The sequence below is a fragment of the Acinetobacter sp. S40 genome, from assembly GCF_016624705.1.
Lineage (GTDB): Bacteria > Pseudomonadota > Gammaproteobacteria > Pseudomonadales > Moraxellaceae > Acinetobacter.
Genome location: NZ_JACVTU010000003.1, coordinates 254,915 through 269,258, shown reverse-complemented (window position 1 = coordinate 269,258; position 14,344 = coordinate 254,915). Strand labels below are relative to the sequence as shown.

The 14,344-nt window shown below is 38.4% G+C and carries 13 protein-coding genes; 8 read left to right on the top strand and 5 right to left on the bottom strand.

Annotation, left to right across the window (positions count from 1 at the left end; translation table 11 throughout):
• Positions 1 to 192: 192 nt before the first annotated feature.
• Complete coding sequence (gene dnaB / locus IAE19_RS06320) at positions 193 to 1,638, top strand: replicative DNA helicase (RefSeq protein WP_200460087.1); 1,446 nt, start codon at positions 193 to 195, stop codon at positions 1,636 to 1,638.
• 87 nt (positions 1,639 to 1,725) lie between these two features.
• Positions 1,726 to 2,805, top strand: a complete 1,080-nt coding sequence (gene alr, locus IAE19_RS06315) for an alanine racemase (RefSeq protein WP_200460086.1) — start codon at positions 1,726 to 1,728, stop codon at positions 2,803 to 2,805.
• A 225-nt stretch (positions 2,806 to 3,030) separates the two neighbouring features.
• Here the strand turns inward: alr and IAE19_RS06310 are convergent, their stop codons facing one another.
• The 4 genes from IAE19_RS06310 to IAE19_RS06295 are packed head-to-tail and all read right to left on the bottom strand — an operon-like array spanning position 3,031 to position 6,696.
• Positions 3,031 to 3,765, bottom strand: a complete 735-nt coding sequence (locus tag IAE19_RS06310) for a proteasome-type protease (RefSeq protein ID WP_200460085.1) — start codon at positions 3,763 to 3,765, stop codon at positions 3,031 to 3,033.
• Between the two features lie 14 nt (positions 3,766 to 3,779).
• Entirely contained in the window at positions 3,780 to 4,559 is a 780-nt protein-coding gene (locus IAE19_RS06305; RefSeq protein WP_200460084.1) for a transglutaminase family protein, read from the bottom strand.
• The gene (locus tag IAE19_RS06300; RefSeq protein ID WP_200460083.1) at positions 4,556 to 5,161 is read right to left on the bottom strand and encodes an alpha-E domain-containing protein; all 606 of its coding nucleotides are present in this window, start codon (positions 5,159 to 5,161) and stop codon (positions 4,556 to 4,558) included. Before IAE19_RS06300 ends, IAE19_RS06305 begins: the two co-directional genes overlap by 4 nt.
• Before the next feature lie 29 nt (positions 5,162 to 5,190).
• The gene (locus tag IAE19_RS06295; protein WP_413784487.1) at positions 5,191 to 6,696 is read right to left on the bottom strand and encodes a circularly permuted type 2 ATP-grasp protein; all 1,506 of its coding nucleotides are present in this window, start codon (positions 6,694 to 6,696) and stop codon (positions 5,191 to 5,193) included.
• 274 nt (positions 6,697 to 6,970) lie between these two features.
• Here IAE19_RS06295 and IAE19_RS06290 point away from each other — a divergent pair, with 274 nt between their 5' ends.
• Entirely contained in the window at positions 6,971 to 7,972 is a 1,002-nt protein-coding gene (locus tag IAE19_RS06290; RefSeq protein WP_200460081.1) for a helix-turn-helix transcriptional regulator, read from the top strand.
• A gap of 394 nt (positions 7,973 to 8,366) precedes the next feature.
• Here the strand turns inward: IAE19_RS06290 and mnmG are convergent, their stop codons facing one another.
• Complete coding sequence (gene mnmG, locus IAE19_RS06285; RefSeq protein ID WP_200460080.1) at positions 8,367 to 10,247, bottom strand: tRNA uridine-5-carboxymethylaminomethyl(34) synthesis enzyme MnmG; 1,881 nt, start codon at positions 10,245 to 10,247, stop codon at positions 8,367 to 8,369.
• A 234-nt stretch (positions 10,248 to 10,481) separates the two neighbouring features.
• On the opposite strand from mnmG, the gene IAE19_RS06280 reads away from it, so the two are divergent.
• From IAE19_RS06280 to fis, 5 genes are all read left to right on the top strand, one after another.
• Entirely contained in the window at positions 10,482 to 10,718 is a 237-nt protein-coding gene (locus tag IAE19_RS06280) for a hypothetical protein (protein WP_200460079.1), read from the top strand.
• 167 nt (positions 10,719 to 10,885) lie between these two features.
• A complete protein-coding gene (locus IAE19_RS06275) occupies positions 10,886 to 11,776 on the top strand; it encodes a bile acid:sodium symporter family protein (RefSeq protein WP_200460078.1) in 891 nt (296 codons plus the stop codon).
• 102 nt (positions 11,777 to 11,878) lie between these two features.
• Positions 11,879 to 12,775, top strand: coding sequence for a 50S ribosomal protein L11 methyltransferase (gene prmA, locus IAE19_RS06270; RefSeq protein WP_200460077.1), 897 nt, complete (start codon positions 11,879 to 11,881; stop codon positions 12,773 to 12,775).
• Positions 12,776 to 12,799: 24 nt separating this feature from the next.
• Positions 12,800 to 13,660: a DUF3426 domain-containing protein gene (locus IAE19_RS06265; RefSeq protein ID WP_200460076.1), complete on the top strand. Its 861-nt coding sequence runs from the start codon at positions 12,800 to 12,802 to the stop codon at positions 13,658 to 13,660.
• A 372-nt stretch (positions 13,661 to 14,032) separates the two neighbouring features.
• Positions 14,033 to 14,302, top strand: coding sequence for a DNA-binding transcriptional regulator Fis (fis, locus tag IAE19_RS06260; protein ID WP_001086304.1), 270 nt, complete (start codon positions 14,033 to 14,035; stop codon positions 14,300 to 14,302).
• The last annotated feature ends 42 nt before the right edge of the window (positions 14,303 to 14,344 follow it).

Below are 14,344 nucleotides of genomic sequence, written 5' to 3'. Positions count from 1 at the left end.
AGAGCATGCTTTTGCATGCTCTTTTTTTATCTTTGAAATTGTACTTTTCGTGTTGCTATCATTTCTTTACGACTTATCTGTGAATTCTGTTAGATAGTTGCCAACATTTGGACTAAGATAGTTGGTTAGCTAAGTACGCACGTACTCAAGTTTTTATATTTACCCATTATTTATTTAAAATCAAGGTCATATATGTCTCAGGCTAATGCCACCATTCCTGCAAACACGTTTAATGCTGATAAAAAAACCAATGAAAGCAACCAACTGAAGGAATTTCGCACGCCCCCACATAACTTGGCAATTGAACAAGCTGTGCTTGCCGCTTTGATGACGGTTGCAGAATCTTATGAACAAGTCGGTGATTTGCTCAAAGAAAGTGATTTTTACGCCACACGTCATAAATATATTTTCCGTGCCATTGAAAAACTGGCACAAGAAAACTCACCATACGATGCCGTTCTTGTCAATGACTGGCTAGTTAAGCAAAATTTGCTGGATGCGATTGGTGGTGAAGAATATTTGATGCAGCTTATGGCTGATTCACCTTCTAGCTTTTATAATCTGGAAACATATGCAGGCAAAATTAAAGAGTTTTCTACGCTTCGCAGTATGATTAAAGTCAGTACTGATATTTTACAAAATGCTTACGACACCAAAGGCCGTCCAGTCAGTGAAATTTTAGATTTGGCTGAAACCAATATTTTTTCACTCGCAGAACAGCACAATAACAATAAAAAAGATGCAGGACCTAAATCCATTAGTTCTGTAACTGCTGATGTCATTACCAAACTTGATGAACTTTCAAAACTGGACGGCAATATCACAGGGCTGACTACAGGATTTTTAGAGCTTGATAATAAAACTTATGGTATGCAATCAGGCGATATGATTATTGTGGCGGCACGTCCATCTATGGGGAAAACGACATTCGCCATGAATTTGGTCGAGAGCGTTTTATTTAATTGCAATTTACCTGCTTTGGTTTTTTCAATGGAAATGCCAGCAGATTCAATTGCCATGCGTTTAATTTCTTCTTATGGAAAAGTCCATCAAGGGCATTTACGCTCGGGAAAGCTAGATGGTGATGAATGGTCGAAAGTCACAGGTACGATTTTACAGCTTCAAGAAAAGCACCTTTATATTGATGATTCATCAGCCTTACCACCAACAGAATTACGCGCTAGAGCAAGACGGATTGCCAAACAACATGGCGGCAAACTAGGTTGTATCATGGTCGATTATCTACAGCTAATGAAAGTACCAGGCATGGGTGATAATCGTGTTGGCGAAATTGGTGAAATTTCTCGTAGTTTAAAGGCACTTGCTAAAGAAATGCAGTGTCCTGTAATTGCTCTATCACAGTTGAACCGTAGTCTAGAAAATCGTCCTAACAAACGGCCAGTTATGTCTGATTTGCGTGAATCTGGTGCTATCGAGCAAGATGCCGACTTGATCATGTTTATCTACCGTGATGAAGTCTACAATAAAGAATCTAAAGAAGCTGGAACGGCTGAAATTATTATTGGTAAACAACGTAATGGCCCGATTGGTACGGTCCGATTGGCCTTTGAAGGTCAATATACCCGTTTTAGTAACCTCTCACCTGAATATTATAGTCAATATGATGATGAGGAATAAACCTGAACGTGTAAAATTATAGTTGGGGGGTTACCAGTGTAGCCCCTTAAATTTTTAATTATTATGTAACCCAAAGGAGAAATCAGGGTGCGCCAAGCAACAGTTTATATTGACAGCACTGCGCTGCAATATAATTTAAGCCGTGTCAAACAACTTGCACCAAACTCAAAGATCGTGAGTATGGTCAAAGCCAATGCCTATGGACATGGAGTCAAAGACTGTTTAGCAGCCTTAAATGCTACCGATGCTTTCGGTGTTGCCACTCTAGAAGAAGCGCTAGAACTTCGTACACAGGGTTCAAATCATCCTATTACTCTGATTGAAGGCATTTTTAATCCTGATGAAATGCTGGCTGTTTTGCGTCATCAACTTGAATGTGTCGTACATCATCAGCAACAAGTCGAATGGTTATTAAAATATAAAGATGAGTATATTCAACAAGGCTTAAAAGTCTGGATCAAACTTAATAGTGGAATGAATCGTTTAGGTTTTAAAATTGATGAAATTATCGATGTCATCACATCTTTAAAAAATGAAGGTTTCCATTGTGTTTTAGCCATGCATTTTGCTAATGCTGATGTTCCAGAACATCCAATGAATCAGCAACAGATTCAACAGCTTTTACACATAAAACAAACCTGTGCCCCAATTGAAGTTTCATGTTGTAATTCAGCTGCAATTTTTAACTGGCCAGAATTGCATTTTGATTATGTACGTCCGGGTATTATGCTCTATGGCGCAAGTCCATTTGCAGACAAAAATGTGTATGCACTGGATTTGAAACCTGTAATGACATTTACGGCCCGCATTATTGCGCTTAATCATATTCAAGCGGGTGATTCTGTCGGTTATGGCTCACTATTTACAGCGGATAAAGCAATGAAGATTGCTATTGTTTCTATTGGCTATGGCGATGGTTATCCACGTGCTTATATTAAGCAAAATTATGTTGCAATCGATGGCAAGCTTACGAACGTCATCGGACGGGTCAGTATGGATATGATTGCCATTGATGTGACTGATTTCGATGTGTCATTGGATAGCGAAATAGAGCTCTGGGGACAACATCGTTTAGTTGATGACGTGGCTGATGCAAACGGTACAATCGGATATGAGCTACTTTGTCGCTTAAGTAATCGACCAATTCGCCGAAAAATTGAAGTTTAAATCAAATAACCCATGCTTAGGCATGGGTTATTCGCATCTGCATCTTTTAAAGTTTTTAAAAACTTTCCAAACAAATTCTTATCCAGTAAAAGCGTAAATTTTTTTATTCTGGAGTAAAGTTAAAATCAGGTAAAAACTTCGTTTGACTGGCATACCAGATTTAATAGTTCATGATATTCATTTTTCTTTTGTATCGTAAAAACTCATGATGCCTCGTCTCTTCCATTATTCCAAATAATCCTCGGATGGTTTTGGAATTTCATGTAGACCTGCACGAAGGATTTCTGACCATTGTCGGCTGATTTTCTGAAAATACTCGTCATCCTGTGTCACACGCTTACCTCTTGGCATTTCCAAACTGTCGACATGATAAACCAGCACATCGAGCGGTAAACCAACCGATACATTGGAACGTAAGGTTGAATCGAATGAGAGTAAACTACAACGTAAGGCCTCATCCAAAGGCATATCATAAGTTAAAGCGCGATCTAGAATTGGTTTACCGTATTTACTTTCACCAATTTGGAAAAAGGGTGTATCTTTGGTCGCACAAATAAAATTGCCTTGTGGATAAATATTATAAAGCTGGTGTTCACTTTCCCCAATTTGACCGCCCACAGTTAAGCTACAATAATAATTACTTTGTTCAAGTGTGTCTTCGGTGACATCTTCTATCACTTTACGCAAAGTTCGCCCTACCAATTGAGCCACTTCAAACATTGTGTTTACGGTATATAAGTTGGGTTGTTCCTGCAATTCAAGCTGATTTCGCAGATACCCAATAACTGCCTGCGTCGTCGCAAGATTTCCAGCTGTTTGAATCGCAATAAAGCGATCCTTTAATTTTCCAAAAGTATAAAGTTTTCTAAATACAGAGATCTGGTCCACACCCGCATTGGTACGGGTATCACTAATAAATACCAAACCATCTTTTAACCGTAAAGCACAACAATAAGTCATCGTTTTCATTCCATTCAACAAGCCAGCACCTGCACTGTTGATCGCATTTTTTCTACACCACCCTTTTCACGCATACCACGTATAGGCGCAACATCAAAATAATCACGTCCAATGGCAACATAAATATGTGAAGAAGGCTCAAACAGTTGATTACTCACATCGAAACAATACCATTGTTTATCCAGAAATACTTCAGCCCAAGCATGACTGGATAGATGAGGTGCATTTTTATCATATAAATAGCCGGAAACGTAACGTGCAGGTAAGTTTAACGCCCGACACATGGCAATCATTAAATGGGCATGATCCTGACAAACACCCAGACCAGCATAAAATGCCTCTTTTGCGGTCGATTGCACCGTTGTTGCATCTGGACAGTAAGCAACTTTTAATAAGATTTGTTCTGCTAAAACAATCAATTCTTTCAGAGAACACATCGATACATGCTGCTTTGCAAATTCAAGCATATTAGCATCCCACAAAGTCGCGTGTGTGGGCTGTAAAAAAAGTGATATAGGCAAATTTTCTTGATAACTGCCATTTCCACCTTGATGTAATTCAACAATCCCCTGTGCCATGATGGTTAGGTGCTGATATTCAAAACGCTGTGAAGATGTAATCCATAGATTATTAAACGCATCTTTCTTAAGCATTCGTTCACCTGGGACACTGATATCCCAGTAATGAACATATTGATGCTGTGAACTTTGTGGAATCATCTTAATGTATTGAATACTATTACAGGCAGTTTCACTATAAGTATAATGTGTTTGATGATTCACCATGAGTTTCATACTGGAGCCTCAAACATAAACTGAAGTTGATCATGAAAATGATAAAAAGACATCAAATCAGGCTGCTGTTTCAGATCTAGCCAAGCGGTTTCGAGGGCTAACCAACCGTAGTTTTTTAGAGCTGCCACTGTTTTATCGAGTTCCTGCAGCACGTTTTCAGGATTTTGTTTAAAACGTAAAATAGCATCTAATTGTTCAATTTTTTGCCCAAGACCGAAAAATAATAAAATATCGGTATTTGTTTCAGCTTCCAAAATCTCATTACATTCTTGAACGACATTACAGATATAACCAGATTGTTCACCCGCATTACGTATCAGTGCATTAAGCTCTGCATAAGCTTTTGCAGGCAAAACTGCGCGTAATTCATGAATATTGTCACTTGCACTACTAAATTGTTTCACCAATGAATAAGGTTGTTCCGGATCTAGGGCCAACTCATTGAGTGATGCTGCATCGTAAGCAGGTAAACAAAAAGCGTGACTAAATTCAATTGCAGCCTGATCTTGTGTAAATGGGATACGACTGCAAAAAAAGTTAATGCGCATCAAATAACGCCCTAACCAATAAATATGTTGTGCATTTGAACTCAGTAAAATCATAATTTCTTCCTTGTTTAAATGGACATTGATCAAGAATGTAGTGCTTCAACAACCCATGTATCTTTAATACCGCCACCTTGTGAGGAGTTCACCACCAGTGAACCAGCTTTCATAGCAACACGCGTCAAACCACCCGGTACAATTTCAGTTCGATACGGTGATGACAACACAAAAGGACGTAAATCAATGTGACGTTCTGCAATACCATCCTGTGTCAGAGTGGGTGCAACCGATAATTCGAGCGTTGGCTGGGCAATATATAAATGCGGATGTTCAAGAATTTTCTTCCTGAATTCCGCAATTTCACTTGTAGTTGCTTGTGGTCCGATCAGCATTCCATATCCACCAGAACCCTGCGCCTCTTTAACCACCAATTTCTCTAGATTTGTCATCACATAATCCAGTTCATCTTCACGGCGACATTGATAGGTAGGTACATTTTTAAGAATGGGTGTTTCATTCAGATAAAAATTAATCATATTATCCACATAAGGATAAATTGATTTATCATCCGCAACACCTGTACCTGGTGCATTTGCAATCACAACATTGTGCTGTAAATAGGCAGACATCAAACCTGCTACACCCAAAGTACTATCAGGTCTAAAGGTAAGTGGATCAAGAAAAGCATCGTCAACACGGCGATAAATTACATCAACACGTTGACGGCCTCGAATGGTTTTGACATAGACATGATCATTTTCTACAAAAAGATCACGACTACTGACCAGCGGCACACCCATTTCACGTGCTAAAAAAGCATGTTCATAATAGGCACTATTGAAACGTCCTGGGGTTAATACCACAATAAAAGGATGATCAACGTAAGCATTTTCCTCCAAAATCGCACGAAGTAATGTTGGATATTGTTCGATTTCTTGTAACGGGTTTGCGGCACATAATTCTGGCATTAGTTTTTTACTTATTTTTCGACTTTCAATCATGTAAGAAACACCTGAAGGAGTTCTCAAATTATCTTCCAGAACAAAAAAATCACCGTTCCCATCACGAATAATATCAATACCACTAATTTGTGAATAAATTTTCCCTTTCAAATCATGATTCAACATATGGGGTTGAAAAGCTTCATGCGTCATAACTTGCATATGTGGCACAATTTGCTCTTTCAAAATATGCTGATCATGATAAATATCATCTAAAAATAAGTTGAGTGCTTTCACACGCTGAGCGCAACCTTGAGAAATTTTCTCCCATTGCTTTTTTTCGATGACTCGCGGAATAAGATCATATGGAATCGTTCTTTGCTCGCCTTCTGCATCACCATATACCGTAAAGGTAATTCCTTCGTATAGAAAATGCTGTTTAGCTTCAGTGTTAAGCTGTTTTAGTTGTTCAAGACTATGAACCGATAGCCATTGTTCTATCTTTTGAGAAACTTCACCACTTGATGTTACATCATCTAACATTTCATTAAAAAATTTTGATTTTAGCTGCTCAAATAAATTGCTACTCACGCTTAACTGGTCAATGTACAAAGACTGGCTATTGAATACTCCGCTCGCTTTATCTTTCATATAGTGCTCACCTACGGCATGCATCTCTTTATCTTCTTCTAACATATTGACCTGCCTTTTTCTTGTTGACTCATTATCCTAACAAGCAAATACGATGCCATTTATGCAAATGCTTTCTTTATTTATGAAAATAATGTGAGATGTATTCAATGCGGTTCTTGTAGTAAGTTGTATCGGGATATAAGCAATATTTCTGTTACATTCTTGCCAAAACAGCCAAGTTTTTTTATTGTGTTGCTATTCAAAACATTATTGACGAATTCAACGATCCCTTATGTCCTTACAAGAAAAAGAAACCTCCAATAGTTTGCATCGACAATGGCAAATTTTATCGCGCTTATCGACAGGCAAATGGATGGGTACACGTGAATTACAGGAAATGTTGGAACGTGAGGGTGTCGATATTAGCCTACGCACTATTCAACGCGACTTAAACCAAATTGCACAGCGTTTTCCTATTGAGAGCAATAAAACCGTGCCTCAAGGTTGGCGCTGGCGCTCCGATGCTCCCATTCAAAGTTTGCCACATATGACCAGCTCCCAAGCAGTAACATTTATGATGGTTGAAGAGCATTTAAAACACTTATTACCGCATAGTTTGATTGAGGAAATGAATCCATGGTTCGATTTAGCACGGCGCAGTCTGTCAACTCAAAACAATGTGCGACAATGGATTAATCGGGTTCGGATTGTGCCTGCCAGTCAACCTTTGATTCCACCTCTAGTCGATAAACATGCTCAACAAGCCATTTATGAAGGATTACTTCAAGACAAACAAATTGAATGTATTTATCGACCGCGTAGCATCAATGCAGAAGAAAAAAGCTATATTTTAAATCCACTGGCTCTGGTACAAAAAGGTGCGATTATTTACTTGATTTGTACTCGACATGATAAATCTGATGTCCAAACCTTTGCTCTGCACCGTTTTAAATCAGCAAATGTGCTAAATTCACGCGCTTTGCATCCAGTAAATTTCGATATTGATCAATATATCGACTCAGGTGCTTTGGGTTTTCGCGTTGATTATAATAAACCCACTGAAATTGTTGAGTTAAAGCTCACCATGACTGAAAATACTGCTCAGAGTTTTTATGAAAGTCAGCTCAGTAAAGACCAGAAAATTCTTCCGATTGAAGAAAATATTGTAGAAATTAGTGCGACCATTCCATTTACTTCCCAATTGGTTTGGTGGCTTCGTAGTTTTGGTAAAAAAATTCTACATATTGAACCTGTGGCTGTTCACAATGCAGTAAAAGAAATTGATGGTGAATAAAAAAAGAGAGCATATTGCTCTCTGAGAATTCTTATCTTTATATTTAAAACAATATACTGTTATTGTTATAGATTAAAAAACACTGGTATCCATCCTCCCAAGCCCCGACACTAAAGAAAATGGATACCAATTCGTACTGAGAACGTTGATTTAACATAAGCATGCTAAATCATAACCATTATAACGAATCGATTTCATGGTCATTATGATCACCTCTTTGTTTTGAATGTAAAATAACTATAGAAAAAATTTTAATCCATGAGAAATAATAAAATCGGCAAGTCAAATATGTTTAAATTCTTAAGATTTTTTTATATATAATTTTATGCGACATAAAAAAGCCCAGTTTCAACTGGGCGTATGATCTTTCAATTAATTTTATTCAAGAAATTAATCAAGCAATCTTTTTAGTCTGATTGTTCTTACGAATCGTGATCATGACCAATTGCACCGCCGCAGGTGTTACTCCTGGAATACGATTCGCTTGTGCCAAGGTTTCAGGGCGAACAGTTTTTAACTTTTGAGTAATTTCACGAGATAACCCCGAAACCACATCATAATCAAAATCTGCGGGGATTTTAGTTTCTTCCAAGCGCTTCATCTGTGCAACATCTTCATGCTGACGATGAATATAACCTTCATACTTTACCGCAATCTCAATCTGCTCGCCAACGTGTTGTGACACTTGAGAATTCGTTAATTCAGCAATCTGAGTAAAATTCACATTTGGACGTTTAAGTAAATCAATCGCACTAGATTCTTTACTCAAATCTGCTCCTGTCATTTCTACAAACTTTTTACCCATTGGGTTATTTGGTGCAGCCCAAAGATGCGCTAAACGAGCAGTTTCAGTTTCAACGGCTTCCATTTTTTCACAATAGGCAGCCCAACGTGTATCATCGACCAAGCCCATTTCACGGCCAACAGGGGTTAAGCGCTGATCTGCATTGTCTTCACGCAACATCAAGCGATATTCTGCACGTGAGGTAAACATACGGTAGGGTTCTTTGGTTCCCAACGTGATTAAGTCGTCAACTAGAACTCCCATATACGCTTGGTCACGTTTTGGTGTCCACTGCTCTTGATCCCATGCTCGACGCGCTGCATTCAGACCTGCAAGCAAACCTTGTGCACCGGCTTCTTCATAGCCTGTAGTACCATTGATTTGACCAGCAAAATACAGGTTATTAATTGCTTTGGTTTCAAGAGTAAATTTCAATGCCTGTGGATTGAAATAATCATACTCAATAGCATAACCTGGACGTAAAATATGGGCATTTTCCATACCACGAATCGAACGAACCAATTCAAACTGCACATCAAACGGCAAAGAAGTGGAGATCCCATTTGGATAAAGCTCATGGGTATCTAGGCCTTCAGGTTCTAAAAATACCTGATGTGATTCTTTATCTGCAAAACGATGAATTTTATCTTCAATAGATGGACAATAGCGCGGCCCAACACCTTCAATCACACCTGTGTACATTGGAGAACGATCGAGTCCCCCACGGATAATGTCATGGGTTTTTTGATTGGTATGAGTAATGTAACAATTGACTTGATCTGGATGCATTGAAACATTCCCCATAAAAGACATCACTGGCGACGGAAAATCACCTGGCTGTGGCGTCATTACAGAGAAATCAACTGAACGCGCATCAATACGTGGTGGTGTGCCTGTCTTTAAACGGCCCACTGGAAGATTTAACTCACGCAAACGATGTGCCAATGCAATTGAAGGTGGATCACCCGCACGACCACCACTGGATTTTTCTAATCCAATATGAATTACACCGCCCAAGAAAGTTCCTGTGGTTAAAACAACGGTTTTAGTTTGAAAGTGTACGCCCATTTGGGTAATTACACCCTTAACTGTATCGCCTTCAACCACAAGATCATCTGCTGCTTGCTGGAAAATATCCAGATTTGACTGATTCTCAAGCGTGTAACGTATCGCAGCTTTATAACGAACTCGATCAGCCTGCGCACGTGTCGCACGAACCGCTGCACCTTTACGTGAATTTAAAATACGGAACTGAATACCGCCTTTATCGGCAGCTAATGCCATTGCGCCACCTAAAGCGTCAATTTCACGTACCAAATGCGATTTACCAATCCCCCCGATCGCAGGATTACAGCTCATTTGCCCGAGCGTTTCAATGTTATGCGTCAAAAGTAAGGTCTGTCGGCCTATACGCGCAGCAGCAAGTGCCGCTTCCGTACCCGCGTGACCGCCACCAATAACAATAACATCATAAACTTTAGGGTAATGCATGAGCAAAGAACATCAGAAAAAAATGACGAAAAATTATAGCAAAAAACCCTCTTGCAATATGGTTTTTTTACAAAAATAAAGACACAAAATTTACACCAATATACAAGATGTGACATTTTATATAAGTATTTCAGCATAAAAGGAATTAACTTTTTAAAAACCGACTCTTAGAATAAGACTGTGTCAGTGCTTTATAGTTAAAAACGTAAAATCAACTTTAAAAAAGGTATTGAAATGAAAAACATCATGTTAAAAACAATCGCGGTATCTGCTTTATTTCTTGGTGGTATGACGCTAGCAAATGCTGAAGAGGCAACGATGAGCAAAGCTGAAACCAATGCCCAAATCAAGGCATGTGCCAAGAAAAAACAAGGTGACTGGGCAACTTATGGCTACAAAGGCGTTACGTTTAATGGCGTTTGTCAGCCAAATGCAGATGGTAAGCTTCAGTTTAAAGCGCCTGCGCCATAATTTTATAAACTGTTTTTGTTTTATTAAAAAACACAGGTTCATATGACCTGTGTTTTTTATTTGCTGTTAAGAATTAAGAAAAGTTTTCTATTTGAAGTTTTACCTATATTGTATTGATTGAACTTAAACCAATACATTTCCATAAAATAATTAGAAGGATAGATGCTATGGATTCAGGCATTATTACAATATTTTTACCTTTGGCTCTGGCCATTATTATGGCTGGACTAGGTTTGGAACTCCGCCTTCAGGACTTTGGTCGAGTTGCCAAACATCCTAAAGCAGTGTTTCTGGCTTTATTTTGCCAACTGGTGATATTGGTCAGTATTGCATTTGCGATTTGTAAATTATTTGTGCTTCCACCCCTCTTGGCTGTTGGACTCATGCTCTTAGCAGCATCACCAGGTGGACCAACTGCAAATTTGTTCAGTTATCTGTATAAAGGTGACATCGCCCTAAACATTACTTTAACCGCAATTAATTCCGTAATTGCAGCATTTACTTTACCTTTTATTGTCAATCTGGCAATCCAACATTTCATTGAGGATGGTCAACAAATCGGGCTTCAGTTCTCAAAAGTAATTCAAGTTTTTCTTATTATCATTGTGCCTGTTTGTTTGGGGATGTTGGTTCGGTACTTCTCACCACATATAGCGGACAAACTACATAAACCCGTTCGTACATTTGCAGTCGTTTTTCTGATCCTGATTATTATTGGTGCTGTAATAAAAGAACGAACGAATATACTGCAATATATTATGCAAATTGGGCTGGCAACCTCTTTATTTTGTATTGCTAGTCTGCTGCTTGGATATTTTGTACCTCGTTTATTTGGTATTAATCGCCCTCAAGCTCGAGCCTGTGCTTTTGAAATTGGGATACATAATAGTACGTTGGCAATGACAATTGCTCTCACAATTCTCGCAAGTACAACAATTGCAATGCCTGCGGCCGTTTATTCGATATTTATGTATATATTTGCTGCTATTTTTGGCACTTTATTAAATCGTTATGATACTCAGCGCATAGATACACCTTTGCTGGCAGAAAATGATTAATTTCCAACTCTAGCCAGGCAATCACTTGTTGAAATTATTACTCGAGTGATCCATTTATCCGTTACAATAGTTTTTTTCAAATAAAATTTAGGTCTTATTCTCGTGAAGTGGTTACAAATACACATTACTGTTGATCAAGCGCAAGTGGATTTTACAGAAACATTGCTTATGTCCTTAGGTGCAGTAAGTGTAACTCTGGATGATGCTGAAGATCAGGCATTGCTTGAACCACTTCCAGGAGAAACTCCGTTGTGGAATAAAGTCATTGTTACTGGGATTTATCAGGAAGATGAACAGGAACCGATCGATGTTGAGAAACTGGAAGCTTTTTTAAAGGAACAGCTTCCAAATACGCCTATACATCATGAACAACTTGAAGATCAAGTCTGGGAACGCGCATGGATGGATTATTATGAACCGATTCAAATTGCTGAGAAGTTCTGGATCGTTCCTGAGTGGCTTGAAGCGCCAGATGCAGATGCGATTAACATTAAATTAGACCCAGGTCTTGCATTTGGTACAGGTAACCATGCCAGTACGTTTCTATGCTTACAATGGTTAGGTAAAACAGATGTAAAAGATAAGATTGTGATCGACTATGGCTGTGGTTCAGGCATTTTAGGTGTTGCTGCACTATTACTCGGTGCAAAAAAAGTTTATGCAACTGATATTGATCCACAAGCAGTTTTAGCAACCAAACAGAATGCCGAACTCAATAACGTACTTGATCGTTTATTTGTGGGTTTACCAGAAGAGTTCAATGCTGAATTTAAATTACAAAAAGCCGATATTTTAGTTGCCAATATTTTAGCAGCGCCCCTTATGGCACTTGCGCCAGAGTTTGCAACTTTACTCAAATCTGAGGGAGAGTTCGCACTTGCAGGTGTGATTGAAGAGCAAGTTGCTGATGTTACTGGTGTTTATTCTGAATTTTTTGATATAGTAGAGATCGAGAAGCGTGAAGAGAACTGGTGTCGTATATCAGGGACGCGCCAATAACAAATAATAGTAGATGAAAGCTCCATGAGTGAAAAACAAACCCGCTGCCCGAAATGTCTGACGATATATAAAGTCTCACTGACACAATTGACAGTTGCTCAGGGTATGGTTTGTTGCCCTAAATGTAATTTGAGTTTTAATGCACTGACTAATCTTGTCAGCACGGAAGAACATTCACCCAGTTCGATTCAACATTCCTCTTTACAGCAGAGTGCTGTTTCGGCCTCTTCTTTCCAATATAGTAGCTATAATATTCTGGATATTTTTAATCGTAGAATTGAAAATTCAAATATTGATTTATTAACCTATTTGAACAATCTAAATTATTTTCAAAATGAAGAAATTGGTAGCTTTCCACAACTCAATCTTGCTGAAGGCGATCTGGCACTAGATACTCACCCCAATCAATCTAAAAAACGTAGTTTGCAATACTATGTGATGTGGAGTTTTATTAATCTCATTTTGTTAGGTATTTTACTTTTTCAAATCGTATGGTTTAACCCAAGAATCATGCATAACAGCCCTGTTCTGGGCGCTATGTTTAACCAGTTATGTAGTGTATTTAGTTGTAAAAAACTGGAAGAAAAATACACTTTACTTACAATTAATAAAGTTAAAGTCGTAGCCGTTGAACATCACAAAACTCGCTTTTCAGGTGTTTTAGTCAATTATCATGATAAAAGTCTCCCACTTCCTTTGCTCAAACTTACTTTAAAAGACAAACATGAGAATAGTAGTATCATTTTAAAACCTCAGGATTACTTATCGAAAAGTCTAAGCGGTATTCAACGTATTCCTAAAAACCTGCCTTATAAGTTCGAGTTTACGATTAATCAGTCCAGAAAAAGCTTCAATGATTATACTTTGGAAATAGTCCACCCCTAATCACTAAAAAAAACATAAAAAAAAGTGAAAAAAATGCAGTTAATTTGCTCACTTTTTCCTAGACAATGGTATTATACGCGCCACGAAAGCTTGACCCTACAACATCTTCGGATTTATCCACAACAATTACTGTCGTCATGTGTGCTTTATCGAGTGATAGCGCATTGCGTGGCTTTTTTGTTTTTGAATCTGGGCTGTAACAAATATTAAACTATTGTTACGCTTATTTTTCGCACAATATACAGAGTTGTGGCAAGCTGTTGTTTCAATGTTTTAGAACACCTGTTTTAGGATCTAAAACAGGGTTCATTATTTTAGACCACATTTACATACTGCTTTACCCAAGCGGTATATGATTTCGGATTAATTCGCATGAATAGCAAATCTCCTATTTTTACTGCACAATCTGATGTTGCTCTACGCATCCACGTGGATCGCGCAGTTCGTCATTATTTTGCACAACTGCAAGGTGAGCAGCCATCACAAGTTTATGACATGGTGCTAGCAGAAATGGAGAAACCTCTTTTATCTGTCGTTTTAGAATATACCCGTGGCAACCAAACTCGTGCTGCGGAGATTCTAGGGCTAAACCGTGGAACTTTACGCAAAAAGTTAAAAGCTCACGGCTTAATGAGTGAATAAATGATAAAATGCTCACGTCCTGTGGGCATTTTTTATGCCTAT